The sequence below is a fragment of the Corallococcus sp. BB11-1 genome (genome assembly GCF_026626625.1).
GTDB classification, from domain to species: Bacteria; Myxococcota; Myxococcia; order Myxococcales; family Myxococcaceae; genus Corallococcus; species Corallococcus soli.
This window is the reverse complement of sequence record NZ_JAPNJY010000021.1, coordinates 1-25,134: the sequence shown is the minus strand read 5'-3', so window position 1 is coordinate 25,134 and position 25,134 is coordinate 1. Positions and strand designations below refer to the sequence as shown.

General features: G+C 71.0%; 21 protein-coding genes and 2 tRNA genes. 16 read left to right on the top strand and 7 right to left on the bottom strand.

Annotated elements, in window-relative coordinates; translation table 11 throughout:
- Positions 1 to 139: 139 nt before the first annotated feature.
- The 8 genes from OV207_RS16660 (at position 140) to OV207_RS16625 (ending at position 7,314) form a co-directional block, all read left to right on the top strand.
- Positions 140 to 550: a S24/S26 family peptidase gene (locus OV207_RS16660; RefSeq protein ID WP_227027906.1), complete on the top strand. Its 411-nt coding sequence runs from the start codon at positions 140 to 142 to the stop codon at positions 548 to 550.
- Positions 547 to 861: a PqqD family protein gene (locus OV207_RS16655; RefSeq protein WP_193429650.1), complete on the top strand. Its 315-nt coding sequence runs from the start codon at positions 547 to 549 to the stop codon at positions 859 to 861. The genes OV207_RS16660 and OV207_RS16655 overlap by 4 nt, the downstream gene beginning before the upstream one ends.
- The gene (locus OV207_RS16650; RefSeq protein ID WP_267556177.1) at positions 858 to 1,403 is read left to right on the top strand and encodes a hypothetical protein; all 546 of its coding nucleotides are present in this window, start codon (positions 858 to 860) and stop codon (positions 1,401 to 1,403) included. Before OV207_RS16655 ends, OV207_RS16650 begins: the two co-directional genes overlap by 4 nt.
- Before the next feature lie 13 nt (positions 1,404 to 1,416).
- Complete coding sequence (locus OV207_RS16645) at positions 1,417 to 4,470, top strand: PQQ-binding-like beta-propeller repeat protein (RefSeq protein ID WP_267556176.1); 3,054 nt, start codon at positions 1,417 to 1,419, stop codon at positions 4,468 to 4,470.
- Positions 4,467 to 4,634, top strand: a complete 168-nt coding sequence (locus tag OV207_RS16640) for a hypothetical protein (RefSeq protein WP_193429707.1) — start codon at positions 4,467 to 4,469, stop codon at positions 4,632 to 4,634. The genes OV207_RS16645 and OV207_RS16640 overlap by 4 nt, the downstream gene beginning before the upstream one ends.
- On the top strand, positions 4,631 to 5,506 hold the full coding sequence (locus OV207_RS16635; protein ID WP_267556175.1) for a hypothetical protein: 876 nt from the start codon (positions 4,631 to 4,633) through the stop codon (positions 5,504 to 5,506). The genes OV207_RS16640 and OV207_RS16635 overlap by 4 nt, the downstream gene beginning before the upstream one ends.
- Before the next feature lie 132 nt (positions 5,507 to 5,638).
- A complete protein-coding gene (miaA, locus tag OV207_RS16630) occupies positions 5,639 to 6,541 on the top strand; it encodes a tRNA (adenosine(37)-N6)-dimethylallyltransferase MiaA (RefSeq protein ID WP_267556173.1) in 903 nt (300 codons plus the stop codon).
- 179 nt (positions 6,542 to 6,720) lie between these two features.
- Positions 6,721 to 7,314, top strand: a complete 594-nt coding sequence (locus OV207_RS16625) for an HdeD family acid-resistance protein (protein ID WP_267556172.1) — start codon at positions 6,721 to 6,723, stop codon at positions 7,312 to 7,314.
- Between the two features lie 91 nt (positions 7,315 to 7,405).
- Here OV207_RS16625 and OV207_RS16620 read toward each other — a convergent pair whose 3' ends face one another.
- The 4 genes from OV207_RS16620 to OV207_RS16605 form a co-directional block, all read right to left on the bottom strand.
- Positions 7,406 to 8,680 (bottom strand): PQQ-dependent sugar dehydrogenase, encoded by a 1,275-nt coding sequence (locus OV207_RS16620; RefSeq protein ID WP_267556171.1) that lies wholly within the window; start codon positions 8,678 to 8,680, stop codon positions 7,406 to 7,408.
- A gap of 166 nt (positions 8,681 to 8,846) precedes the next feature.
- The gene (locus tag OV207_RS16615) at positions 8,847 to 10,580 is read right to left on the bottom strand and encodes a response regulator (protein ID WP_267556170.1); all 1,734 of its coding nucleotides are present in this window, start codon (positions 10,578 to 10,580) and stop codon (positions 8,847 to 8,849) included.
- A gap of 25 nt (positions 10,581 to 10,605) precedes the next feature.
- Complete coding sequence (locus OV207_RS16610; protein ID WP_193429657.1) at positions 10,606 to 11,562, bottom strand: diguanylate cyclase; 957 nt, start codon at positions 11,560 to 11,562, stop codon at positions 10,606 to 10,608.
- A 595-nt stretch (positions 11,563 to 12,157) separates the two neighbouring features.
- Positions 12,158 to 12,904 carry a tetratricopeptide repeat protein gene (locus OV207_RS16605; protein ID WP_193429658.1) on the bottom strand — a complete coding sequence of 249 codons (747 nt, stop codon included), beginning with the start codon at positions 12,902 to 12,904 and terminating at the stop codon, positions 12,158 to 12,160.
- A gap of 99 nt (positions 12,905 to 13,003) precedes the next feature.
- On the opposite strand from OV207_RS16605, the gene OV207_RS16600 reads away from it, so the two are divergent.
- The 5 genes from OV207_RS16600 (at position 13,004) to OV207_RS16580 (ending at position 15,858) form a co-directional block, all read left to right on the top strand.
- Positions 13,004 to 13,089: transfer RNA gene (locus OV207_RS16600), tRNA-Leu, on the top strand.
- Positions 13,090 to 13,181: 92 nt separating this feature from the next.
- Positions 13,182 to 13,847, top strand: coding sequence for a response regulator (locus OV207_RS16595; RefSeq protein WP_267556168.1), 666 nt, complete (start codon positions 13,182 to 13,184; stop codon positions 13,845 to 13,847).
- Between the two features lie 15 nt (positions 13,848 to 13,862).
- Positions 13,863 to 15,233 carry an RsmB/NOP family class I SAM-dependent RNA methyltransferase gene (locus OV207_RS16590; RefSeq protein ID WP_267556167.1) on the top strand — a complete coding sequence of 457 codons (1,371 nt, stop codon included), beginning with the start codon at positions 13,863 to 13,865 and terminating at the stop codon, positions 15,231 to 15,233.
- 54 nt (positions 15,234 to 15,287) lie between these two features.
- The gene (locus OV207_RS16585) at positions 15,288 to 15,719 is read left to right on the top strand and encodes a hypothetical protein (protein ID WP_267556166.1); all 432 of its coding nucleotides are present in this window, start codon (positions 15,288 to 15,290) and stop codon (positions 15,717 to 15,719) included.
- 66 nt (positions 15,720 to 15,785) lie between these two features.
- Positions 15,786 to 15,858: transfer RNA gene (locus OV207_RS16580), tRNA-Ala, on the top strand.
- Positions 15,859 to 15,991: 133 nt separating this feature from the next.
- On the opposite strand, the gene OV207_RS16575 is transcribed toward OV207_RS16580, so the two are convergent.
- Positions 15,992 to 16,912: a class I fructose-bisphosphate aldolase gene (locus OV207_RS16575; protein WP_267556164.1), complete on the bottom strand. Its 921-nt coding sequence runs from the start codon at positions 16,910 to 16,912 to the stop codon at positions 15,992 to 15,994.
- A gap of 495 nt (positions 16,913 to 17,407) precedes the next feature.
- Between OV207_RS16575 and OV207_RS16570 the strand changes: the two genes are divergently transcribed.
- Entirely contained in the window at positions 17,408 to 19,027 is a 1,620-nt protein-coding gene (locus tag OV207_RS16570) for a TolC family protein (protein ID WP_267556162.1), read from the top strand.
- A 66-nt stretch (positions 19,028 to 19,093) separates the two neighbouring features.
- Complete coding sequence (locus tag OV207_RS16565; RefSeq protein WP_193429664.1) at positions 19,094 to 19,732, top strand: MlaC/ttg2D family ABC transporter substrate-binding protein; 639 nt, start codon at positions 19,094 to 19,096, stop codon at positions 19,730 to 19,732.
- Positions 19,733 to 19,807: 75 nt separating this feature from the next.
- On the opposite strand, the gene OV207_RS16560 is transcribed toward OV207_RS16565, so the two are convergent.
- Both OV207_RS16560 and OV207_RS16555 read right to left on the bottom strand, forming a co-directional pair.
- Entirely contained in the window at positions 19,808 to 20,989 is a 1,182-nt protein-coding gene (locus tag OV207_RS16560; protein ID WP_267556161.1) for an N-acetyltransferase, read from the bottom strand.
- A 9-nt stretch (positions 20,990 to 20,998) separates the two neighbouring features.
- Positions 20,999 to 22,552 carry an aminotransferase class I/II-fold pyridoxal phosphate-dependent enzyme gene (locus OV207_RS16555; RefSeq protein WP_193429666.1) on the bottom strand — a complete coding sequence of 518 codons (1,554 nt, stop codon included), beginning with the start codon at positions 22,550 to 22,552 and terminating at the stop codon, positions 20,999 to 21,001.
- Between the two features lie 428 nt (positions 22,553 to 22,980).
- Here OV207_RS16555 and OV207_RS16550 point away from each other — a divergent pair.
- On the top strand, positions 22,981 to 25,134 hold a 2,154-nt coding region (locus tag OV207_RS16550; RefSeq protein WP_267556185.1), incomplete at its 3' end, for an efflux RND transporter permease subunit.

Genomic DNA, 25,134 nt, shown 5'->3' with positions numbered 1-25,134 from the left:
CGGGGGGCCGCCAGTCGGCCCGTCTTCCCAGCAAATCCAGGAGTAAAGGTGTTAAGCAGCGTAAGTCCTGGGAATCGCTGGGGGATTGAGGCTCCGGGGATTCGCGACCGTTGAGAGGCTGGGGTAGATTCCGTCTCCGATGGCGAGCGTTCCCCGCACCGCATCCGTGATCGATGGCCCGCGCTGGATTCCCGTGGACGGGGACAGCATGTGGCCGTCGTTGCGTGCGGGTGACGTGGCGGAGGTGGAGCCCCTGGTGGAGGCGCCGCGTCCGGGCGAGGTGGTGCTGGCGCGCTTCGAGTCGTCGCTGGTGCTGCACCGGGTGCGCTGGTGTGACGGCGACGTGTGCGCGCTTCGCGGGGACAACGGCGGGGGTGAAGATCCGCCGCTGCCTGTCTTCCGTATCCTTGGGAAGGCGCGCCGCGTGCGACGTGGGGGCGCCGTGCTGGAAGTGGATCACTGGGACGTGGGCCCGCGACGGCTGGGCCGCTGGCGCGCGACGGTGAAGCGCCGACTGGCCACCTGGCTGGGAAGGACGGGCCGCTCATGAGTTTCGCGGAAGCCAGTGTGCCGCGCAGGCGCGCGGGGGCGTCGGGCGAGTGGTTCGGGGCGGACTTCCTGGTGCTGGACGCGGAGGGACGCACCCTGCGGGGGCTCAACGCGACGGCGGCGCGCGTCTGGGCGCTCTGTGATGGGCAGCGCACGGCCCGCGCGGTGGCGGAGCAGGTGGCGCTCGAGTTTTCGACCGACGTGGGCCCGGTGCTGGCCGACACGCTGCGCTTCCTGACGGAGCTGCAGCGACGCGGTCTGGTGGATGAAGTGCGCGCGCCGGCCGGTGCCGCGCCTGTGGAGGTTCGATGATGCGAGCGCTCGTGGCGGTGCTGGCGGGAGCGGTGATGGTGTCGGCGTGTTCGGAGGGCGTGTCCCCCCGGCCTCCTCCAGCGGTGACGCCGGGGCAGGGCAGCGACAGCGCGGGCCCCCTGGAGCCGACGGACGTGCTGGCCGGCGGCGGAAGCGAGGTCCAGCCTCCGCCCGAGCCCGTGGACGAGATGGAGGTGCCTCCGGTGGAGGCGCCGCCCCCGTCCGGCAGCGCGCGGGTGGTGGGCGCGGCGTCCGGGCCGGTGGCCCTGTCCCAGGTGGAGCAGGTGGACGTGGACTTCGTGGTCCAGGGCGTCCGGGGCAGGGGCGTGGTGGACGTGGAGTTCATCACCCCGAGCGGCCGGCCCTACGAGAAGCAGAGCCAGCCGGTGGAAGCGCCGCCGGAGGAGTCCCGCACGCTGCGCTTCTCGCTTCCGGTGGCGGGCACGCTGGTGACGTCGTCGCGGATGACGGGCACCTGGCAGGTGCGGTTCTTCCTGGATGGCGTGCAGCTGGCCGCCACCCCCTTCACCCTGGATCCGTGACGTGAGCGCCGCCATGAACCTCCGAACCCTGACGCTCCTCACGGCCGTGTTGCTGCCCGCGGTGGGCTTCTCCCAGTCCTGGACGGCCCGGTTCGTCCCGGCGCCCGGCGAAACCATCGCGCGGGTGGTGATGGACGAGGAGTCCGACCTCGTCGTGGAGGTGACGAACACGTCGTCGGCCGCGGATGACCACCGGCTGTCGGAAGTGTCCTTCGTCCTTCCGGACGGCTACCTGTTCCTGGGCGGCCTGCCCGCGGCGGAGACCCCGGATTGGAAGATTGAGTACTTCGACGCCAACTCGCGGCGCCTCACGTTCCAGTCCACGGTGGGCTGCTCGGATGACGCGGAGCGGGGGCTGGCGCGGGGACAATCCGCGCGCTTCGTGCTGAGCGTGGTGGCCCCGTCGGATCGCGCGAACGACAAGACGAATGAGCGGCTGGTGACGGGCACCTATGGCCGCGACCAGTGCGACGGCACGAACTACACCATCAACCTGAACACCTATTCGTGGACGCGCTCCAGCCTGGACGCCACGGTGACGATGACGCCCCGGGTCCTCGCGACCAATGGGGCCGCCGTGGCCCGGGTCGTGGTGGAGAACCGCACCAACGCGAACACGGGGACGCTCACAGTGGACAACCCCACGTCCACGAGCTCCGTGCCCCTGACGACCGGGACCAAGGAAGCGCCGTTCAACAAGACGGTGCCCCGGCGGGGTGCGGGCGTCTTCGTGATCAACGTGCAGCCGACCGCCGCCGGCACGGTGTCGGCCCGGGTCCGGGCGCGCGCGACCGCTGGCTCGACCACCGCGCCGCTGGTCGACTCGCAGATGGTGGGCGTGGGCACCTTCGTCGCGGCGGCGGACATGGACGTGGTGGATGCGTTCGCCGGTGAGCAGGTGACGCTGCGGCTCACGGTGCTCAACACGTCCACCACGAACACGTACGCGAACGTGCGCCCGCGCGCGCCGGTGCTGGTGGGCAACGCGACCGCGTCGTTCGTGTCGGGGCCTTCTCCGGAGGCGACGACGCAGCTGGCGCCAGGTGCCTCCGCGCAGTTCACCTGGCGCTACCAGGTGTCCGGGGCTCCCGGCGCGAGTTACCAGTTCCAGGCGCAGGCGGACGCGACGCTCAATGGCTCGGGGGTGGTGACCGACCTGGTCACCGCGCGCAAGGGGAAGATCGTCCTGCAGCGCGTACGGCTGAGCCACGAGGCGGTGTCCACCGCGGCGACGAACGTCATGGTCACGTACACGGTGCAGAACCGGGGTCCGCTGCCCATCATCGAGGTGAAGTTCTTCAAACCGGCGGTGAACTACTTCGCCGTGGCCGCGGCCGGGCCGCAGTCGGTCCCTGACTGGACCCTCTACTACGACGACGCGTACTTCCTCTGGGAGTCGAACTCCGGCGAGGGCATCCCTCCGGGCGGCGAGCTCTCCTTCCGCGTTCCCTATTCGGGCTTCTCCGCCGTCACCGGGGACACGGCGTTCCGCCACCGCATGGAGCTGGTCCAGGGCTACAACGATCCGCGCATCCGCGTGAGCGCGACGATGACGCTGCTCGCGGTGACGAGCGCGCCGGATGTCCAGCGCGTCACCGGTGTGGCGCGTGATGGCAGCGTGACGCTGACGTGGGACAACCCGTTCAATCACGGTGGCACCCTGGTGCTGCGCTCGCAGGGGACGGCGCCGCCAAACACCGCGCCCGTCAGCGGCACGCACTACTCGGTGGGGGACGTGCTGGGCAACGCGACCGTCGTCTACTCGGACGAGTTCAGCTCCGCCTCCAGCTTCACGGACACCACCGTCACCAACGGCACGACGTACGTCTACCGCGTCTTCAACGCGGACGACGTGCGCCGGTACGGCCCGGGCACCCAGCCCACCTCGCTGGGCCTGCTCGCCACGCCGCGAGCGCACGGGGCAGGGGAGCCGCTGTGGTGCTACTCGGTGGGCCTGTCCACGCTGTTCCAGCCCGTCACCGCGCTGGGGGCGGGCATCTTCAGCTCCTTCAACGATTCGGTGGTGGGCAGCCTCACGAACACGGCCAACCCGGTGGAGGACGGCGCGGAGCGCTTCCGGCCGGTGAAGCTGACGGCCAAGGTGGGCAGCCGCTTCCCGGTGGTTCCGCTGCTGGGCCGGCCGGGGCAGCAGTTCCTGGTCGTGGGTGATCAGGCCGGAGTCCCGGCGGTGATCAACGCGTTCACGGGCGAGTTCCTGTGGCGCAACACCTTGCTGGGTCTGGGCAACATCAGCTCGTTCCCAGTGACGCAACTGCTGGACTACGCGAACCCGGCGTACCGGGCGGTGTACTCGAACGTGGACCTGGCCATCTTCGCGACGCGCGTGACGTCCGCCGCGCAGAACCAGGTGGTCGCGCTGAACGCGGCCACGGGCGCGCTGATGTGGCGCTACCGCCCCGGGGACCTGGGCATGGTCAGCGGCGGCATGCTGGTGGACTACACGACGAACCGGCTCTACGTCGGGACCAAGATGGGCGTGGGCAGCACGAGCACCCTGCGGGTGCTCGACAGCCTCACCGGCCAGGAGCTGGGACGCCGGGCGCTGGGGGACCTGGAGTTCGGCGTGGTGCGCAACGCGACGACCAACCAGATCCTCGTCACCGCGAACGACGGCATGGTGTACGGGCTGGATCCGGCCACGCTCGCGACGGTGTGGTCGGTGTCGCTCGCCGCGCAGCCGACGACCTCCGCGTTCACCCACTTCGTGCGCCCGCTGGGCCGGGGCTTCGTGGCCAGCCTCTCCAACGGCACGGTGGAGCGCTGGGAGATGGATGCGAACAACGTCCCCACGCGGTTGTGGACGACGCCCATCGCGGGGCCCTCCGGAACCTTCACCCTCAACCAGAGCGGCGTGGCGCGCATCTACGTCGGCAGCTCGGACGGCAAGGTGCACCAGTTGGAGCTGGAGACCGGCGCTGATTCGGGCCAGGTGTCGATGGGTCCCGCGCAGGACATCGGCACTCCGACCATCGACCACACCGTGGGCCGGCTGCACGTCGGTTCGGCGGATGGTCGCCTCTGCGCCTTCCCGGTGCCCTTCCTATGAGTCCTCGCCCTCCGCAGCTCCAGGTCAGCCCGGTCGCGACGAAGCCCGCTCCGGCCGCGCCGACCGTGTACGTGCCGCCCGCCATCCTGTGGGAGCAGCCCTTCGTCGCGCTGGCGCAGATCTCCGCCTGCAACATCCCGGGCGAATCGGAGTGCGTGCCGTGAGTGGAGGGGGCCCCTCGTCGGGTCCCCGTGATGCCGCGCTCCGGGTCACCCTCGCCGGGTGGACGGTGGCGCTGGACGTGGAAGAGGCCGCGCTCGCCGCGACCTTGCGGCGGGTGTTCGGCGCGTTCCTGGCTTCGGAGGCCGGGGACGCCCCCGTCGACGCCCGAATCGTGCTGCGAGCCCCTTCGATTTCGCGGCCTCCTCCCGCCGTCCGGGAGCTGCCCCGGCTGGAGGCTGGCGCTTCGGGGACGCTGCGGGTGGAGGGGGAGGACTACGCGGCGGTGCTCTCCGAGGACCGGACCCATGCGGACGTCACCGGGGACGGACGGTTTCCCGTGGAGACGGTGCTCAAGGTGATGCTCGCCTCGGCGCTCGCGAGGCGCGGGGGGCTGCTCATCCACGGCGTGGGGCTGGAGTGGGGAGGGCGCGCGGCGCTGTTCGTGGGCCCGTCCGGCGCGGGCAAGAGCACCCTGGGCGGGCTGTGGCGTGACGCCGGTGGGACGGTGCTCGCGGATGAGCTGGTGGCGGTGTGGCCGGAGGAGGGTGGGGGATGGCGGGCCGCCGGGACGCCGTGGAACGTGCTGAGCAGCGCCACGGAGTCCGCGCTCGTCGCGGTGGGCACGCTGGCGTGGGACGCGGCTTCGCGGTGGGAAGCGCAGGGGGCGGGAGCGGTGGCTCGCGTGCTGCTGCTCAATGCCCTGTTGCCCGAACCCACCGTCGCGGGTCGGGGTGCGCTCGTGGCCTCCGCGGGGCGCGTGTTGTCGTCGGTGGAGACGGCGCGGCTCGTGTTCTCTCGCGATGCATCCGCGGCTGCGGTGGTGCGGACGCGGCTGGAGGCGGACTCGCGGGAGTCTGGCGGGAAGGGGCCGTAGTGCGCCGATGGGGGAGGGCCCGCACCCAGCGGCGATGCACGGAAGCCCCTTGCGCGGTGGACCGCGATGCGGGCCCGCTTCCGGGGGCTCGCGCCAGACACGCGTCTGCGTTACAGGGGGCGTCGGAGGCGGATGACGGTGGCTGAGACGCGGGTTCCCTTGACGGTGATCGCTGGGCCCACGGCGTCGGGCAAGACGGCGCTCGCCATCGCCTGGGCTCGGGAGGCGGGCGGCGAGGTTGTCAGCGCGGATTCGCAGCAGGTGTATCGCGCCTTCGACATCGGCACCGCGAAGCCCTCCCCGGAGGAGCTGTCCGCCGTGCCGCACCACCTCGTCTCGGTCGTGGATCCGCTGGAGCCCTTCTCCGCCGCCGAGTACCAGCGCCGTGCGGACGCGGCCATCGCGGACATCACGTCGCGCGGGCGCCCGGTGTTCGTCGTGGGCGGCACCGGCCTGTACCTCCGCGTGCTGCTGCATGGCGTGGTGGACGCCCCCGGTGCCCTGCCTGCCCTGCGCGCGGAACTGGAAGCGGTGGCGTCGGAGCAGGGGAGGGAGGCCGTGCACCGCCGGCTGGCCGAAGTGGATCCGGAGACCGCGGCGAAGCTGCCTCCCCAGGACCTGGTGCGCGTCGTCCGCGCGCTGGAGATCCACGCGCAGACGGGCATCCCGGCCTCGGAGTTCCGCCGCGCCCATGCCTTCGCGCCGGAGCGCTACGCCTTCCGCCTGTTCGTGCTCAACCCGCCCCGCGACGCGCTGTACGCCGCCATCAACACGCGCGCGGAGGCGCTGTTCGCCCAGGGGCTGGTGGAGGAGACCCGGGCCCTGTTGGAGCAGGGCTACGCGGAGGCCGCCCCCATGCGCAGCGTCGGCTACGTGCAGGCCCGTGCCGTGGTGGAAGGCCGGATGACCCGCGGGGAGGCCATCCTCGACACGGCCCAGGAGACCCGACGGTACGCCAAGCGTCAGCTCACCTGGTTCCGCCGGGAGCCCGGCGCGGTGTTCCTCACGCCGCCCTACGCCCGCCCCGAAGCCTGAGCGCGGGCGCTGTCGCGGCATCCGCTCGCTGCCCCGTCCCACCCTGACGGGAGGGGCGGATTGTTGCCACCTGGGGGCACGCCCATGTTCCACGGGGAAACGTCTCCAGCGTCTCCGCGCCCGGATCGGCAAGCGGCCGAGGGCGCCCGATGCAGGGAGCCACCACAGCGGAGACCGCGATGGAAACGAGATACGAACGCGCGCCGGACCCTCGACCGGAGCGTCCTCCCCGAAGCACCTCGACCCTCTGGGGTGCCCCCTTCCTGCTGGGCATGCTGACGGCGGTCGCCGGCTTCGTGTTGCTGGGGGCCACGTTCTTCACCAGCGTCGTCACCATCTACTTCGTGGGCCTGATGCTGGTGATTGGTGGCATCGCGGAGATCGTCGCCGCCGTGCGCATGCGCTCCGAGGGCGGTGGCCCGTTCTGGTCCTTCATGCTGGGCGGGGTCCTGACCACCGTTGTCGGCGTCCTCACCGTCATGTTCCCGGGGGCCGGACTCGCCTCCCTCACGCTGTTGCTCGCCGGCTACTTCTTCGCCAGCGGCCTCTTCCACGCCATCACCTCCGTCATGGACCGCTACGCCCAGTGGGGCTGGGATCTGGCCTACGGGCTCATCTCCATCTTCCTGGGCATCAGCGTCATGGCGCGCTGGCCCACGTCCTCCGTCTGGCTGGTGGGGACGCTCGTCGGCGTCGCCGTGCTCTTCCGGGGCATCTCGATGATGTCGGGCTCGCTGGCGCTGCGACGGGGCATCCGCCGCGTCGCGGCCTGAAGGAAGCGACCGGGACCGGGCGGGGCGCCCTGGAGCACCCGCCCGGAGGTGTCACACTGGTAGTGAATTCAAAGATAGCCCTGGGTGAAGCTCAGCCCGCGTAGCGGATGCGGTAGATGACGCCGTTCGCATCGTCCGCGACGAGCAGCGTGCCATCGGCCGCGACCGCGGTGCCCACCAGTCGGCCGAACTGCGTGGTGCCATCCGCGCCGAGCCAGCCCGACGCGAAGTCCTCGAACGCGGTGGGGTTCCCCAGCGGGTCGAAGCGCACGCGGACGATCTTGTAGCCCGTGGGCGGGTTGCGGTTCCAGGAGCCGCGCATCGCGACGAACGCATCACCCCGGTACTCCGAAGGGAAGTTGGCGCCCGTGTAGAAGGTCAGGCTCATGGGCGCCGAGTGCGCCTGGTAGTCCAGCACCGACGGCTGCGTCTTCGCGCAGAACTCCGGCCGCGACTGCTTGTCCGGCGGCTCGTTGTTCACGAACGCGTCCACCTGCTGCGGGCCCGCGCAGAAGGGCCAGCCGTAGTCCCCGCCCTCCTGGATGCGGTTGAGCTCCTCGGGCGGGAAGTCGTTGCCGCGCGAATCCGAGCCGTGGTCCATGCCCCAGAGCTGCCCCGTCGTCGGGTTCCAGCCGAAGCCGATGGTGTTGCGCAGCCCCTTCGCGAACACCCGGCGGCCCGCGCCGTTGGTCTCGAACTGGAGCAGCGTGGCGCTCTCCGGGTTGGGCTCCACGCACGCGTTGCAGGTGCTGCCCACCGACACGTAGAGCTTGCCGTCCGGCCCCACGGCGAGCGTGCGGTTGGCGTGCTGCCCCGCGTCCGGGAGCCGCTCCACCAGCAGGGAAGGGGTGCCCAGGGAGCTGTCCGCGCCCACCGTGGCGACGAACACCTGCCGGTCCGTGGCCATGTAGAGCCGGTCGCCGCTCAGCGCGAGCCCGTGCGCGCCTTCGTTCTTCTGGCCCAGGCCGCTCGCCACCACGGCGCGCTGATCCGCGGTGCCGTCGCCGTTCAGGTCGCGCAGCAGGGTGACGCGGCCCGCCTCACGCTCGGTGACGTAGACGGAGCCATCCGGCCGCACCGCCATCATGCGCGGGTTGGTGAGGCCCTGGGCGAAGACGCTGACCTGGAAGCCCGCCGGCACGGACAGCTGCGCCAGCTTCTCCGGGCCGAAGCTCTGGATGGCGGGCCGCACCAGGTGGTTGGCCGCGACCACCGCCCGCACCGCGTCCTCACGGTCCGGCACCTGGGGCGTGGGGATCATGCCTTCCGGCGAGGGGTTCCCACCGGAGCTCGTCCGGTCGTTGCACGCGAGCGAGAGGCAGAGCAGGGCACCTGCGAAGAGGCGGGAGGTCGTGAGCATGGGCATGGGTCGGCCACCGTGCGCATGGCCCGCCCGACGCGCAATCCCGTCCCCGGGTCCAATCCCGGTATCCATCACCGCATGAACAGAAGCGCCCGTCGTGCCCCGGGGCGCTCACGCCCATCCGGCGGATGGCGGCTTGCCGTGCGCGGCATTGAACAGCGCGCGGTGCTCAGGACGCGTAGCGGTCCTCGCCAAACGGCTCCACGGTGGCGGGCCGCGTGATGGCGGGCGCGCCGAGCGGATCCGGCACGCGGCCGGTGAGCTGGCAGAGCAGGCGGTCCGGGTTCACCGGCTTGGGCAGGAAGGCCTCGGCGCCCGCGTCCAGCGCGCGCTGCCGCACGTGCGGACGGTTGAGCCCGCTCATCACCAGCACGCGCGTGTCCCGGGTGAGCGGGTGCTGCTTGAGGCCCTCGCACAGGCGCAGGCCGTCCACCCAGTGCAGCACCACGTCCAGCAGGATGGCGGTGGGCGGCCGCCGCGCCACCGCGCAGAACAGCGCCAGCTCGTCCGCGAAGGACACCACGCGCGCGCCGGTGCTCTCCAACAGCAGCGTCAGCGCCTCGCGCGTGTCCGCGTCGTCGTCCACCACGTAGTACAGGTCCGGCTCCACCTCCGGCACCATCGTGGGCACGGGCTCCATCGGCGTGCGCAGCCACGAGCCCACCACCTCGCGCATCCCGGCCCACCGCGCCGCGGCCAGCAGCGCCAGGGGGGTGGGGGCGCTCAGGCCCAGCACGCCGCCGCCGTACACGCCGCCCAGGGAGTGCCTGGCCCGCGCCGCGACGAAGGCCGCCGGGGCCCGCTTGCCCGCGCGCCGCAGCCAGGTGATGGCACGCGCGCCGGCCGCCGCGTCCTCCATCAGTTCGCCCAGGCCGTCCCGCACGTACCGGCGCTCCAGCGACGGCGCATCCAGGCCCCCGTCCAGGAGCGCCACCGCGGCGCGGCTGCACGAGGCCAGCGTCTCCGACAGGCCCACCTGCAGCGGGTGGCCGAAGGCGGCCGGGCCCACCACGAGCTGACCGGGCGCCACCAGCGTGCGGCCGGGGCCATAGGGCAGGCGCGTCGTCTCCAGCGCGGCGACCTCGAAGCCCTCCTCCAGCAGGCCGTCGCGCGCGGCCATCATCAGCACCTGGCACAGGTCCGCGGGCGTCACCGCCGCGCCGAAGGCCAGCGCGTACACGGAGCCCGCGCCGGGAATGAGGAACAGCGCATCCACCGCGGGCAGCGGCGACACCCAGAGGCGCGCCACCGGCATCAGCTCCCGGCCCACCATCGCGCCCTTGAGCCGCGCCTGCACCGCGGGCATGGACGGCGCCGGGCGGAAGCCCTTGAAGAAGGCATCCCCCAACAGCGGCCCCGCGCCCGAAGCCAGCGCCACCGCGTGGAAGCGCTCGCCACTGCCCTGCGCGCGGACGACCAGCGGCCCCGCGTTGCGCACCGCCGTGGGCGCATCCGGCGCGGGCGCCTGCCGCTCCACGCGCTCCACGTTGCGGTTCACGAAGCGCGCGCCCTGGGCGCTGGCCGCCGTGGACAGCACCTGCCGCACCTGATCCAGGCCGCCTTCACCCTGCGGCCAGCCATCCACCACCCACAGGCCCCCGGGCGCGCACGGCAGCAATTCACGCTCGCCCTGGGAGATGATCTCCACGCCGCGCAGTTCGTGCGTGCGCCACTCCGGCGGGATGCGGCAGCCGAGCGCCGCCAGCCGCGAGCGGCACTCCGGGGTGAGCAGGGCAGGGGGCGCGGTGCGCTCCTCGGTGCCCCCCGCGTAGATGCGCACGTCCAGGGCCACGCCCCGGGCGCGACCATTGAAGAGCAGCGAGGCCGCGAGCCCCGCACCGGCGATCCCGCCGCCGACGATCGCCACCCTCGAACCACTCGCCAGCTTGCTGATCCCGCTCATCGCGCGCCCTCGATCCTTCCCGCCATCAGTGCCGCTGCGCCGGAGGGGTGTGGAGCGACTGGCCGTACACGACCACCCGGTCGCGTCCCTCCCGCTTGGCCTCGTACAGCGCGGCGTCCGCCGCCTTCAGCAATGCTTCCGTGCTCTCGCGCGGGCCTTCCGGCGTGTGGTCCGCCACGCCCACGCTGATGCTCAACCCGAAGGGCGCGGGGCGACCGTCGCTGCGCTGCACGTTCACGCCGCGCAGCTCCGTGCGCAGCCGCTCCGCGAACACCGCCGCCTCCAGGGACGTCTGGTGGGGCAGCAGCACCACGAACTCGTCGCCGCCGAAGCGCGCCGCGAAGTCGGACTCGCGCAGGTTGCCCTGCATCAGCGTCGCCAGCGACAGGATGGCGCGGTTGCCCACGTCGTGCCCCATGCCGTCGTTGATGGCCTTGAGGTGATCCAGGTCGATGACCACCACGCTCAGCGAGTAGCCGTAGCGCAGGGCGCGCTTGAACTCGTCGTCCAGCCGGACGGACAGCGCGCGGAAGTTCGCCAGGCCGGTGAGCGCGTCCGTCTGCGCCAGCACCTGGAGCTTGCGCTGCTGCTCGCTCTGGCGCACCGCCCGGTCAATGCGGGCGAGCAGCTCGCGCGAACTCGCCGGCTTGTGGATGAAGTCCACGGCGCCCATCTCCAGACATTTCTCCAGGGTCGCCTCGTCCGCGTCCCCTGTGAGGAAGATGACGGGCACCATCTCCGTGCGCACGTCGCCCTGGAGCGTCTCCAGGACCGCCAGCCCATCCCCGGAGGGCAGGAAGCGATCCAGGAGGACCAGGTCCGGGCGGTGCTCGCGCGCCAGCTCCACGCCCGCACCCGCGTCCGCCGCGGACAGGACGTCGAAGCGCGGGGCCAGCAGGTCCATCAACCCCTCGCGCACCCCGGTGTCGTCCTCGATGATGAGGAGAAGCGCCCGCTCGCTGCTGCGGCCGTGCCGTTCCATGAACTGGTTCGCTCCGCTCGCCTTGCCAGAAATGGCAGGCCGAAAGTCTCGGGCGCCACGCCCCTCGAGGTGCTCCCCTCGCCCTTGCGCCCCACGCGCACCCGCCGCCGCCTCATCCTGCAAGCACCCACCCACCCATCCAGACTTCACCCGAGACCTCCGGCTGCCAAGCCCGTCCGCCTCCGCGAGGCCCCCGGGCCTTCCTGCCCGGACAGCCCGCGTGTACCTGCCCGAGAGCAAGTCGTGTGCCCCGGAGATCCAACCGCGGGCCGGCCTCATTTCAGGGGGTTGCGGGAGACACGAGGCGAAGGACGCCGGGATGATCGGAAGACGTTGCAGCTAGGGAGCGAATGCGCCCGGTAGGAATTGCCGGACGGCGGGCCACGGAGGGCCTCCCCGCGAAGGGTGGCCGCGACGTCGTGGCGCCGGTGGGGGCTTCGCGTCCCGGAGCGCGCTGGGGGCCGCGCGCTCGACGGGACCGGGCATCGCTTCCACGCGACGCCCGGACTTCAGGGAGGCTCCACGTCAGCGGGACGACGCGCCGACAGGGGCCCACGTTGCTTCGCCTTCGCTTCCTTCGTCCCGACGTCCGATTTCAGCGTCGCTGGGTGAACTGGACGCGGCGGCCTCCGCCCATGGGCGGCATCATCGGCGGCGCTTCCAGGCCGAACTGCCACCAGAGGGGCTCGTAGGGCTTCATCTTCAGGCGCTTGTCGTTCTGCAACTGGGCGAGGCTGCCCTTGAGCTTCTCGTCCTTGGGGTTCTGCTCCACGCCCCGGGCGAGCACGCGCTGGGCGGCGTCCTTGTCCTTCTGCTGCAACAGGCACCACGCGTACACGGCCCAGACGATGGATTCCTTCTTGCCGCTCTTCACCGCGGCTTCGAAGGAGGCCTTCATGGCGTCCTTGTCGTTGAGGCGGAAGTGCAGGGCGCCTTCCATGGCCTTGGCCATGTAGTTGCGGCCGCTGGCCTTCTTGAGGTGCGGCTTCGCCCCCTCGACGTCCTTCACCATGTACTTGAGCATGCCGATCTGGGCGTGGATCTCCGGACCGATGAGGAACTGCCACTTGTCCCAGACGAGGCCCTGCTCCAGCGTCTTGACGGCCCGGTCCACGCGGCCCTGGGCCTCCTTCTGGTTGGCGGGCTGTCCCTGGAGATCATTCTGCACCGTCGTCATCAGCGCCTGGACGCGGGTGGACACCCGGCGGGCGAGCACGATGTAGGTGGCGAAGAGGGCGATGATGCCGGGCACGATGCCGGCCCACCAGGAGAAGCCGCCGACCAGCTTGACCAGCACGGCGACCGCCAGCCCGACGGCCAGGGAGATGAGAAGGTTGTACATGCGCAGCCCCTTTAGCGGTGTGCGTGGACCGCCGCAATCTTCGGATGCACACGAACCGAAGGCGCGATATACGTTCGGCCGCCTCGCTTTCACCCAAGGGGCCCTCTGTCGAAATTGGTAGACGAGGCGGACTCAAAATCCGCTGCGGCTGACCCCGCGTCCCGGTTCGAGTCCGGGGAGGGCCATTCCCCCAACGCAGTCCCGGCGTCCGAGATGCCGCATCCTCCGGATGACCGACCGTGAGAGCCCACCTCTGTCCTCCGCGCTGGGAGTCGCGATGAAGGTACTTCTTGTCGAGGACGACGTGAGCCTCCGGGAGGGCATGGGCGAGCTGGTCTCCGAGCTGGCGGACGTGCAGGCGGTGGGCACCATCCCCGAAGCGATGAGCGCCCTGGAGGCCGGGCGGTTCGAGCTGGTGATGACCGACCTGCGCATCGCGGGCAAACACGACGACGGTCGGGGCATCCTGGAAGCGGCCCGCCGCCGGCTGTTCCCCGTGGCCATCGTCAGCGCCTCCGGCCCCGACGAGGTCGACCAGGCCCTGCACCCGTTCCAGCCGGACGCGCTCCTGATGAAGCCCTTCCAGGTGGACGACATCATGGGGCTGGTCGAGCGCTTCCTCGACCTGAAGCGTCAGGTGCTCGCCGCCTCCGAAGCGCCGCTGGCGGTGGACGCCCCGGACTGGACGGACCTCGCGCCGGGCGCGCGCTCGGCCACGCCGGATCCAGATGGCTCGCGGACGTGGGTGCGGCTGACGTCCGGCGCGGACTTCCGCTGGCTCCGCCCGTCCTGCGGCCACGGCGTCCTCCTCCTGGAGGGTGAGCTGGAGCTGGACGGGGAACGCTACGCCGCCCCCAGCTACCTGTTCCTGGCCCATGGGGCCGCTCCCCAGACGCGCACGCGGACGGGTGCGCTGGCGGTGTGCGTGCCGCTGCGCGGTTAGGCGACGAGGACCCCCGTGGAGATCCCCCTCTGGCCCACGCCGCATGATCCGTCGCGGCTGGGGCGTCCGTCCCGGCGCGCGGCCACCGCGGCGCTGGAGACCCACATCGCGGTGCTCAAGGGGGATCCGCTGAAGGCGGCGCTCGCCAACGCGCTGCGGGACGCCGAGGGGCTGGGCGGCCAGGAGCGGCGGTTCGTGGCCATGGCGTCGCGCGAGCTGTCCCGGCACCAGCGACTGTTGGACCTGGCGGCGCGCCTGCTGGGCCACTCGCACGCGAAGATCGTCATGACGGAGGACCAGGCGCTGGTGCGCTACACGCTCTGGCGCCGTCTCTTCTGTGGCGAGGGCTGGACGCGCATTGGCCCGGAGGTGAAGCTGCCGGGCCCGGTGCGACCGCGCACCCTGCATGACGCGGTGCTGGAGGGGCTCGCGACGAAGCCCCTGCCGGAGCCTCCCGCGGCGGAGTCCGTCGCGGAGCGGCTGGCCACCCGGTACTCGTTCCCCGGCTGGCTCACCCAGCGGCTGGCGGACGTCTACCCGGAGGCGACGCTGGCGGGCCTGATGGCGTCCCTGGACGAGGAGCCCGCGCTGCACTTCCGCGTGCGCCCCTCCGGGACCCGGGACGCGGTGCTCGCGGCGCTGGCGGAGGAGGGCGTGGTGGCGGAAGCCGTGCCGTCGTCGCCGGACGCGCTGCGCGTCGCGGACGCCAGCCACCGCATCTTCGAGTCGAAGATGATGAAGTCCCGGCGGCTCCAGGTGCAGGACGTGGGCAGCCAGCTCATCGTCCAGGCGTGTGTCCCGGCGGGGGGCTCCCTGGAGGGGCTCACCGTGGCGGACGTGTGCGCGGGCGCCGGGGGCAAGACGCTGGGGCTGGCGGACGCGGTGGGCGCGAAGGGGCGGGTGCTCGCGGGAGACCGCTCCAAGCGGCGGCTCGCGGATGCGCGCGAGCGGGTGCGGGAGTTCAGCCTCAAGCAGGTGACGTTCCCGCACCCGGTTCCGCTGGACGCGGTGGACGTGGTGCTGGTGGACGCGCCGTGCAGCGGCACCGGCTCACTGGCGCGCGAGCCGGATCAGAAGTGGAAGCTCACCGCCAAGGCCATCAAGGAGTTCCAGGCCACCCAGGCCGCGCTGCTGGCGGAGGTCGCCGCCCAGGTGAAGCCCGGGGCGCGCATCGTCTATGCGACGTGCTCCGTGCTGCCGGAGGAGAACGACCGGGTGGTGGAGGGGTTCCTCGCGAAGCATCCGGGCTTCGCGCTGGAGCCGGTGGGGGAGGGGTGGGCCCCGGAGCTCCAGGCGGGCGTGGACGGGCCGTACCTGCGGGCCCTGCCGCCCCGGGTCCCCGGAGGGGGCTTCTTCGCCGCGCGCCTCGTCCGCAAGCCGGGTTGACAGTCGGCGAGTCGCCACGTTACGCACGAACGACTTCTCCTGAGGGTGACAGCCGTGGCAGCAGACCCGAAGCAGTCCGAAGTGATGCAGCAGATCAACGAGGCCTTCCAGGCGGCCGAGTCCAAGCTCGCCAGGCTGCGTGAGGCCGTCGAGCGCAACACCGAGCTGGCCCGGGCCAACGGCAAGGCCGCCTTCCTCAAGGACAAGAAGGAACAGACCCACCGGGAGCTGGGCGAGGCCGTCTGGCAGAGCATCCAGCAGGGGCGCCTGACGCTGCCCGCGGGCTTTGATCGGTTCCTCACCGCCATCGCCGCGGCGGAGAAGGCGTCCCTGGATCACGCCGCGCAGCTCACGGATCTGCTCCGGGAAGGAGAAGAGGCCGCGGAGCGGTTGAAGGTGGCGAAGCCCCCGGTCGCCAAACCCCCGGTCGCGAAAAGTGTCGCGAGGCCTCAAACAGTTGTGGCAACTGGAGCGAAGAAGCGGTAGAAGTGCGCCGCCTTCGCAGGGCGGAACCGCTCCCCACAAGCGGTGCCGGCAGTACGCAGGAAAGAAGGGGCCATAGCTCAGCTGGGAGAGCGCCTGAATGGCATTCAGGAGGTCACCGGTTCGATCCCGGTTGGCTCCACTCTGAAATGAAGAGGCCCGCGAGAGAAATCTCGCGGGCCTTTTGCTTTTGGCGCGCCCTGCTCGGGCAGGCCCCCCTCCAGCGTCCAAGCTGGAAGGGGTGTGTTGTGCCGGGCGTGGGGCGGAGCCGGGGGCTACTTGCCGGCGAAGACGTTCATCACGTCCTTGAGCAGCTTCACGGACTCGTCGTGCGGACGCTGGAACGCGTTGCGGCCCATGATGGAGCCGAAGCCGCCACCCTGGTGGATCTGCTTGATGTCGTCCATGAGCGCCGACGTCTCCTTCGCCTCGCCGCCGGAGAAGATGACGATGCGCTTGCCGTTGAACGCGGAGCGCACGACTTCGCGCACGCGGTCCGCCAGCGTCTTGGTGGGGATGTTGGCCTTTTCGAAGGCCTTCTTCGCCTCGGCCTGCTCCAGGAAGTCCGTGGGCGGCTTCACCTTGATGACGTGCGCGCCCATCTGCGCGCTGATCTGCGCCGCGTACGCCACCACGTCGATGGCCGTCTCACCCTCCTTGGACAGGGCGCCGCGCGGGTAGGCCCACAGCACGGTGGGCAGGCCGTAGGACTTGGCCTCCGCGATGATGTCGCGCAGGTCCTCGTACTGCTCGTTGCGGGCGGCGGAGCCCGGGTAGATGGTGTAGCCGACCGCCGTGCAGCCCAGGCGCACCGCGTCCTTCACGGACGACGTCACCGCGGACATGGGCGCGGCCGTCTTGGCCAGCGAGTCGGAGTTGTTCACCTTGAGGATGAGGGGAATCTCGCCCTGGAGCTTGCCGGCGACGGCCTCCAGGAAGCCCAGCGGCGCCGCGTACGCGTTGCAGCCCGACTCGATGGCCAGCTGCGCGTGGTAGTCCGGATCATACCCGGCCGGGTTCGGACCGAAGGAGCGCGCGGGGCCGTGCTCGAAGCCCTGATCCACCGGGAGGATGACGAGCTTGCCCGTGCCCGCCAGCGTGCCGCTGTTCAGCAGCCGCGCCAGGTTCGTCAGCGTGCCGGGGTTGTCGGAGGGGTACCAGGAGAGGAGCTGCTTGACGCGGTCGGTGTGTGCCATGTGGATTTCCTTGAAGGAAGGCGTCGAACTCGGCGCGGGATTCTGCGTTCCCCGCGCGCGCCGACCAAGCTTTGTCTGAAGGGAATGTCGTGGATTGTCACGCGCGCTACGGGGGCTCCTCGCGTGGGCGGGGCTGGGCGGAAGCAGACGTCTGGCACTGAGCGCCGGCACACAGAAATGCTGCACCGGCGCGGGCTTCCGGATATGCCCGCCGCACACGAGGCGGACCACAGCATGGGCAGAGAAGTCGGCAGGGTCGTCGCAGTGGCAATGATGCTCACGGGCGGTATTTCGGGCGCGCAGCTCTCCCCCACGACCGCTCCCTCGAACGCACCGGGAACGGGCGCTCCGGGCACCGCGGCCCCCTCTCCCGGCAGCCTGTCTCCCGCCACCATTCCCTCGCCGGGCGCCTCGGGAAGCCAGGGCACGCCGGGCATGCCCGGGACCTCCGGAACGGGCTCCTCTTCGGGCAGCCCTGCTCCAGGCGCCGGTTCGATGTTGCCGCCCGGCCCGACGCCGGTGAACGCGGGGCAGGCGGCCGAGGCCGGCAACGCCGCGCAGAGCGCCGCCTCCTCCGCGCCGAAGACCTCCACGACGATGCAGGGCACGCCAGGCGCGGGTGCCCCACCAGGCGCGGGTGTTCCGCCCACCACGGGCGCCCCAGGCACGGGTGTCCCCGGTGTCGGCCGCACGCCGGGCGGCGGAGCCAGCGCTCCGGGCGGTGGCGTCCCCGGAAGCAGTCCGCTCGGAGACAGTGCGCCCGTGACAGGAGAGGCGCCGGGCGCCGTCGCCGGCGCGAAGCCGCCCAAGGGCCCCATCACCCTGGCCCAGCTCGTGGAGCGGGCGCGCACCCAGGACGCGCGCGTGGCGGAGGCGAGCGCGGAGCTGCGCAAGTTCCAGGCGCTGCACCAGCAGGCGAAGTGGGCGTGGTTCCCCAAGTTCGAGATCACCCTGGGCGCGGGCGGCCCCGTCCCCGAGGCGCGCAACGACGGCCTGGGCGGCCCGCCCACCACGGAGGCGTCGCTGGAGGGCGACTGGAACTTCGGCAAGGTGGGCGTGACGGTGTTCTCCACCGGCAACGCGGTGCTGCCGCTGTACACGTTCGGCAAGCTGTCCGCGCTGGAGAAGGCGGGCGAGCAGGGCCCCATCGTCGGCGCGGCGTTGCGCGAGCGTGTGCGCGCGGAGGCCGGCTTCCAGGCCGCGCAGGCGTACTACGGCTATCAGCTGGCGCGCACCGGCCTGAAGCAGTTGGAGGACGTGTCCAAGCGCCTCAAGGACGCGGGCGACCGCATCGACGCGCTGCTCAAGGAGGACTCGGATCAGGTGGCGAAGCTGGACACGTACAAGCTGGGGTACTTCCGTCAGCTCGTGGAGGGCCAGCGCGCCAGCGCCCTGCAGGGGGAGCAGTTCGCGCTCACCGCCATCCGGCTGCTGGCCAGCGCCGCCCCGGGTGAGCAGGTGGAGGTGGTGGAGGAGGAGCTGCCGCTGCGCGAGGACGTGAAGGTGCCCGACCTGGAGACCGCGCTGAAGCAAGCCAACGAGCGCCGTCCGGAGCTCAAGGCCATCTCCGCCGGCATCATCGCGCGCGAGCAGGAGGTCCTCATCCGCGAGCGCAGCTACTACCCGGACCTGGGCCTCGCGGGCTTCTACGACGTGCGCTGGACGAGCAGCGCCACGCGCCAGCGCAGCCCCTTCGCGTACGACCCGTACAACGACCGGACCGTGGGCCTGGGCCTCGTGGTGCGCGGCACCTTCGACATCCCCATCAAGGACGCGCAGTTGGATCAGGCCCGCGCGGAGCTGGACAAGCTGCGCGCGCAGGAACAGACGCTCAGGGCCGGCATCCAACTGGAGGTCACGCAGGTGCAGAGCCAGCTCGTCGCGGCCTATGCGCGGGCGAAGTCCTTCACGGAGGCGGAGAAGAACGCGAAGCGCTGGGCCACGGCCGCCTACGCGGCCTTCGACCTGGGCACCGGCGACACGCGCGAGCTGGTGGACTCCTTCACCGCGCTGGCCCAGGCGTCGGCGGAGCGGGGCAAGAGCTGGTTCGATGTGCGCGTGGGGATGGCCTCCCTGGCACGCGTGACGGGTGCCGTCCCGGCCGCGGATGAATAACCCTTCCAGGCCGCCAGTCTTCCAACGCGTCGTTTCACGCGTCCTTCAACCTGGAGCTTCATCAAAATGATTGCTTCCCTGCTTGCCGCCACGCTGCTTGCCGCCGCGCCCGTGACTCCGCTCAACGTCGTGAAGTCGGGCAACGCGGACGTCCAGAAGGCCGCCAACGCGCCGGGCGCCACCGTCCAGTCGCTCGCGTCCGTCGTGGAGAAGTTCGTCGACTTCGAGGAACTCGCCAAGCGCGCCATGGGCGAGAAGGCCTGGGCGGGCCTCACGCCCACCCAGCGCAAGGACTTCACCGACACCATGACGGGCCTGCTGCGCGCCTCGTACGCCCAGAAGGCCATCGGCCAGGCGAAGGCGGAGGTGGCCTACGGCAAGGAGAGCGTGCAGGGGAACGAGGCCACGGTCGACACGAAGCTCACCGTGAAGGCTGACCAGGTGCCCGTGGACTACAAGCTCTACCGGACCTCCGCGAAGACGGACTGGCGCATCTACGACGTCATCACCGACGAGGTCTCCCTCGTGGACACCTACAGCGGCCAGTTCCGGAAGATCCTCCAGACGAAGGGCTTCGACGGCCTGATGACGACGCTCAAGTCCAAGCGCGCGCAGCTGGAGAAGGAGAACGCCAACACCAGCGCCGCGTCGGTGAAGGACACCGCGGCCGGCACGACGGGCGCCGCGCCCCAGACGGCGAAGTAGCGGGGGAGGGGGCTTTACGTGTCTGCTCCGCCCGGGCCGTGAGCCCGGGCGGAACGTCCCAAGGGGCCGGACAGCTCAGACGGGCCGCTGGAACACGCGGTACGTCTTGGAGCGCTGGCCGCCCATGGACTCGATGGCGCGGTTGACCAGGTGGTTGTCCTCCAGCGTCCAGGAGATCTCCCCACCCGTGTAGCCCAGCGCCTTCGCGGTGCGCAGCGTGTCCAGGTACAGGATGGCGTCCAGGCCGCGGCGCCGGTAGCCCTCCTTGATGCCCAGCGTGAGCAGGCGCAGCCGCTTGAGGCTCCGCGACGCCAGCACCAGCTTCACCAGGCCAATGGGCAGGCCGAACGTGGTGAGGCGCCCGTTGGCGGCCTTGAAGGCCGGGTTGGCGTCCGGCAGCGTCATGGAGAAGGCGACGGGCTCCCCCTTCACCTCCGCGATGAGCACCAGCTCCGGCCGGACGATGGTCTTCATCTCCTTGGCCATGTGGTCGAACTCGCGCTCGGTGAACGGGATGAAGCCCCAGTTCTTCTCCCAGGCGGAGTTGTAGACCTCCTTGATGCGGGCGACCTCCGCGGGGAAGTCCTTCAGGTTCACGGGGCGCACGGTGACGCCCTCGCGCTGACGGATCTTCTCCGCGATGCGCGCCACCTTCTCCGGTGGCTCCGCGGACGAGGACAGCTCGTAGGCCCACAGGTCCTTGGCCTTGGTGAAGCCGCACGTCTCCAGCAGCCCCAGGTAGTACGTGGGGTTGTACGGCATCATCAGCGCGGGGGGCGTGTCGAAGCCCTCCACGAGCAGGCCCCAGTCCTGGTTGGAGGAGAAGTTGGCCGGCCCCAGCAGCCGGTCGATGCCGCGCGCCTTCAGCCACGCGCTGGCGGCGTCCAGCAGCCCCCGGGCGACGCCCGCGTCGTTCACGCACTCGAAGAGGCCGAAGAAGCCCTCCTTCGTGCCGTGGACCTCCATGTGACGCGGGTTCTTGATGGCGGCCACCCGGCCCACCACCTCCGAACCACGCCGCGCGAGGAACAGCTCCACCTCCGCGTAGTCGAAGAAGGGGTTCTTCTTCGGATCCAGGAAGTCCTTGCGCTCCATCTCCAGCGGCGGCACCCAGTTCGGGTCGTCACGGTAGAGGGCGTAGGGCAGCCGGATGAAGGCCGTCCGGTCCGACGCGCCGCGCACGGGCGTCACCTGCACGTCCGAGGGCATGGGAGGGAGGGTGGAGGAGACGACGTCGTGCTCGGCGGGGTGGGCCATGAGGGAGGCTCAGTTCCTTTCGGCCGGGTTGCCGTCGGAGGAGCCGTCCCCGTTGCGCATGAACAGGTGGGCGCCCTTCTCCAGCAGCAGGCCCCCCAGCTCGCTGCGCTTCTCCCAGAGCTTCTTGGGCGCGCCACCCAGCCGGCGCAGGTCCTCCGGCTGCAGGTTCGCCGCGCGCCAGGTGAGCTGCTCCACCGCGTCGAAGAACTTGCCCGCCATCTCGCGCGAGGACATGCGCGACAGCTGCTCCAGCGAGAAGCCCTTGTCCGCGAGCAGGCCCGCGGAGCCCGCGGCCCACGTCTCCGACGCCTTGTTGCCGCGCACGCCGCTGCCCGGCCGGGCGATCTGCACCGGCTCGTACACCGTGGGGCGCGTCTCCGGGATGACGTTCAGCTTGCGGCCGATCTTCTCGAAGGTGTCCAGCACCTGGTCCAGCTGCGCGTCGGTGTGCGTGGCCATGTAGCTGGTGCGGATGAGCGCGTGGCCCGCCTCCACCGCCGGGGGGATGACGGGGTTGGCGAACACGCCCGCCTCGTGCAGCGCGCGCCAGAAGCGGAAGCACTTCACCTGATCGCCGATGTGCACCGGCACCACCGGCGTCACCGACACGCCCGTGTCGAAACCCATGGCGCGGAAGCCGTTGTGCATCTTCTCCGCGATGTCCAGCAGGCGCACGCGGCGCTCCGGCTCCGCTTCGATGATCTCCGTCGCCTTGAGCGCCGCCGCGATGGACGCGGGCGTCATGGACGCGGAGAAGATGACCGAGCGGGCCTTGTGGCGGATGTAGTTGATGACGTCGAACGGCCCCGCGAGCACGCCGCCCAGCGACGCGAAGCTCTTGGAGAACGTCCCCATGACCAGGTCGACGTCCTTCTCCATGCCGAAGTATTCGGAGGTGCCCCGGCCCAGCTCGCCCAGCACGCCCATGGCGTGCGCGTCATCCGTCATCACGCGCGCGTTGTACTGCTTGGACAGCTCCACGATGCGGGGCAGGTTGCAGACGTCGCCCTCCATGGAGAACACGCCGTCCGTGACGATGATCTTCCCGGCGCCCGGCTCCGCGGCGGCCAGCAGCTGCTCCAGGTGCTCCATGTCGTTGTGGCGGAACTTGCGCTCCGTCGCGAACGACAGGCGCACGCCGTCCACCAGCGAGGCATGGTTCTGCCGGTCGCTGAAGACGATGTCGTGGCGGCCCAGGATGGACGCGAGCGCCAGGTTCGTCTGGAAGCCGGTGGAGATGACGATGGCCGACTCGCGGTTGAGGAACTTCGCCAGCCGCGCCTCCAGCTCCTCATGCAGCGCGAGCGTGCCGTTGAGCAGGCGCGAACCCGAGCACGTCGTGCCGAACTTCTCCGTCGCCTTGATGGCCGCTTCCTTGACGCGCGGATCCGCGGCCAGGCCCAGGTAGTTGTTCGAGCCCACCATGATGACCCGGCGACCTTCGATCTCCACCTCCGTGGAGCCGTGCGACGCTTCGATCGCCCGGAAGTACGGATACAGGCCGGTGGCCTTGGCGATGCGGTAGTCCTTCCAGGTACGGCACTTGTCGAACACGTCGCTCATGGTGGTCTTTCTTACGCGTCGGGGGGTGATCCGAGCCGGTTTCCGTATGCAGGGCTCGTTCCGGTGTCGGACCGCCCGGTGCGCGCGACCACCCAGGGGACGACGCGTGGGGGTGAATAAAGAGGGAAATCCGCACTGTCAAGGCACCGACGTTTCCCGAGCACGCCACATGGGACATCCATGTCAGGGCGCGCCTTGACAGTCATGCCCCATCAGTGGCACGCCGCGCCTCCTGAACGTTGTCCACCAGTGGATGCTCCAACACCCCGAGCACACACGGGTTCACACGGGGAATGGGTTCCCGGGGGCCGGCTGTTTCGGGGGCCGGGCTCGTGGCCGGCTTCTTGCTGCGCCGGCACGCATCAGAGGAGCAGACGGTGTCCCAGACGCGACGACAGCGGTGGTTCGACGGCTTCATCCGGACAGTGATGTCGCGCCCCTGGCAGGTGCTGTTCGCCGTCGCCCTGGTGACGGTCGGCGCGGGCCTCATCGCGTCGAGGCTGGAGTTCCGCGGCTCCTTCGTGGAACTGCTACCGGAGGGTGCCCCTGAGGTCCGGGATCTGACACGCGTGTCAGAGAAGGCGGGGGGCGACGGGTACCTGGTCCTCATGGCGAAGGGTGCGACGCCGGAGGCCCTCAAGCGCTACGCCGCCGAACTTCAGGCGCGGCTGGAGGCCCTGCCGGAGGTCCGCTACGTCGAGCACCGCTATGACGTGGCCTTCTTCCGCCGCCACGCGCTGCTGCTGCTGCCCACGGAGAAGGTGGCCGCGCTCCGCCAGGATCTCCAGGCCCGGGTCCGCTACGAGAAGGAGCGCGCAAGCCCCCTGTTCGTGGACCTGGGCGCGGAGGAGGCGCCGCCCACCTTCGAGGAGATCGCCCGGAAGCATACGCCTGACACGGCGATGCCGGAGATGCTGGCCAGCAAGGACGGCTCCGAGGTCTACCTGATGATCAAGCCGTCGGGGACGGCGGGGGACCTGGACTTCGCCCGGCGCTTCGTGGCGACGGCGCTGGAGACGGGCCGCGCGCTCGCGGCGGCGAGCTACCCGGGCGTGACGCTGGAGGCGACGGGCAACTTCCAGAACCGCATCGAAGAGGACGCGGTGATGCGCCGCGACCTGTCGAACGCGGGCCTGCTGTCCGCGCTCATCGCCGTGGGGCTCATCCTGCTGGCGACGCGGCGCGTGTCGGCGCTGGCGGTGGTGGGCGTGCCGGTGGTGGTGGGGCTGGTGCTGACGTTCGCGTTCGCGCAGGGCGCCATCGGGCACCTCAACATCGTGACGGGCTTCCTCGTCGCCATCCTCATCGGCCTGGGCATCGAGTACGGCGTGCACCTGGCGATGCGCTACTGGGAGGAGCGGGAGCGCCACGGAGTGCGCGAGGCGCTGACGGCCGCCGTGCGCGGCACCTTCGGGGGCGCCGTCACGTCCGCCTTCACCAACGCGGCGGCGTTCTTCGTGCTGATGCTGGCGCAGTTCCACGCCTTCCAGCAGTTCGGCCTGCTCGCGGGCCTGGGCGTGCTCATGGCGGTGCTGTCCGCGTACGCGGTGGGCCCGTCGCTGCTCGCCATCGCGGAGCGCATCCGGCCCTTCCGCAAGGAGCCCGCGCAGGGTGGGGTGCCCCAGGCCCAGGAGGCCCTGGTGTCGCCCACCCCCGCCGCGCCGGCCGCCCCGGAGAAGCCGTGGCGGCGCTGGCCTACCGGGCTCATCACCGCCATCGCGCTCCTGGTGGTGGGCTTCGCCGCGTACTCGGTGCGGGTCGCGCCCCACCTGGGCTTCGAGACGAACCTGCGCAACCTGAAGGGGGACTCTCCGGCGTCGCGGCTGGATGACCACATCACGGAGCAGATCGGCGCGCCGCTCAACCCGGCCATCCTGGCGGTGGATTCGCTGGAGCAGGTGCGGGAGGTGGAGGCCGTCATCGCCCGGGTGAAGGCGGAGAACGGCGCGAACTCCGTGTTCCTGCGCACCGCCTCCCTGGGGGACCTGGTGCCCTCGGACACGGCGGGCCACGCGGCGGAGCTGGGCCTCATCCGCGCGCTCCTGGACGGGCTCCCGGCCTCCTCGCAGGCTGACGCGCGGGTGAAGGACTTCCGGGCCCTGGTGGACGCGAAGCCGTATGGCCTGGAGCAGGTGCCGGTGGAGGCGCGTCGCCGCTTCGAGGCGGTGGGCGGCCAGGGCCTGTTCCTGCTGCTGTTCCCTTCGGTGTCCAACTACGACACGCAGGACCTGAACCGCTGGGCGGCGCAGCTGGATCAGGTGGTGGCGGGGGCGAAGCAGAAGGGCATCGACCTGGCGGTGCTGGACAGCAACCGCATCGCGGCGCGCATCTTCACGCTGGTCCAGGCGGACGGTCCGTTCATCCTCTGGGCGGCGGCCGCGGTGGTGTTCGCGGTCATCTTCATCAGCCTGCGCAGCTTCAAGAAGGCGCTGCTGGTGGCGGGCCCGCTGTTCCTGGGCATGACCTGCCTGGCGGGAGGGATGTACCTCTTCGACGTGCAGCTCAACTTCATCAACGCGGTGGTGCTGCCCAACCTGCTGGCCATCGCGGTGGACAACTCGGTGCACCTGTACCACCGGTAC

Bases quoted from the DNA above. Each gene is read 5' to 3' on its own strand.
- OV207_RS16595 (WP_267556168.1), top strand. From the start codon at position 13,182: ATGAAGGTACTTCTTGTCGAGGACGACGTGAGCCTCCGGGAGGGCATG.
- OV207_RS16625 (WP_267556172.1), top strand. From the start codon at position 6,721: ATGGAAACGAGATACGAACGCGCGCCGGACCCTCGACCGGAGCGTCCT.
- OV207_RS16560 (WP_267556161.1), bottom strand. From the start codon at position 20,989: ATGGCCCACCCCGCCGAGCACGACGTCGTCTCCTCCACCCTCCCTCCC.
- OV207_RS16655 (WP_193429650.1), top strand. From the start codon at position 547: ATGAGTTTCGCGGAAGCCAGTGTGCCGCGCAGGCGCGCGGGGGCGTCG.
- OV207_RS16650 (WP_267556177.1), top strand. From the start codon at position 858: ATGATGCGAGCGCTCGTGGCGGTGCTGGCGGGAGCGGTGATGGTGTCG.
- miaA (WP_267556173.1), top strand. From the start codon at position 5,639: ATGACGGTGGCTGAGACGCGGGTTCCCTTGACGGTGATCGCTGGGCCC.
- OV207_RS16575 (WP_267556164.1), bottom strand. From the start codon at position 16,912: ATGGCACACACCGACCGCGTCAAGCAGCTCCTCTCCTGGTACCCCTCC.
- OV207_RS16645 (WP_267556176.1), top strand. From the start codon at position 1,417: ATGAACCTCCGAACCCTGACGCTCCTCACGGCCGTGTTGCTGCCCGCG.
- OV207_RS16660 (WP_227027906.1), top strand. From the start codon at position 140: ATGGCGAGCGTTCCCCGCACCGCATCCGTGATCGATGGCCCGCGCTGG.
- OV207_RS16605 (WP_193429658.1), bottom strand. From the start codon at position 12,904: ATGTACAACCTTCTCATCTCCCTGGCCGTCGGGCTGGCGGTCGCCGTG.
- OV207_RS16640 (WP_193429707.1), top strand. From the start codon at position 4,467: ATGAGTCCTCGCCCTCCGCAGCTCCAGGTCAGCCCGGTCGCGACGAAG.
- OV207_RS16610 (WP_193429657.1), bottom strand. From the start codon at position 11,562: ATGGAACGGCACGGCCGCAGCAGCGAGCGGGCGCTTCTCCTCATCATC.
- OV207_RS16620 (WP_267556171.1), bottom strand. From the start codon at position 8,680: ATGCCCATGCTCACGACCTCCCGCCTCTTCGCAGGTGCCCTGCTCTGC.
- OV207_RS16615 (WP_267556170.1), bottom strand. From the start codon at position 10,580: ATGAGCGGGATCAGCAAGCTGGCGAGTGGTTCGAGGGTGGCGATCGTC.
- OV207_RS16565 (WP_193429664.1), top strand. From the start codon at position 19,094: ATGATTGCTTCCCTGCTTGCCGCCACGCTGCTTGCCGCCGCGCCCGTG.
- OV207_RS16555 (WP_193429666.1), bottom strand. From the start codon at position 22,552: ATGAGCGACGTGTTCGACAAGTGCCGTACCTGGAAGGACTACCGCATC.
- OV207_RS16570 (WP_267556162.1), top strand. From the start codon at position 17,408: ATGTTGCCGCCCGGCCCGACGCCGGTGAACGCGGGGCAGGCGGCCGAG.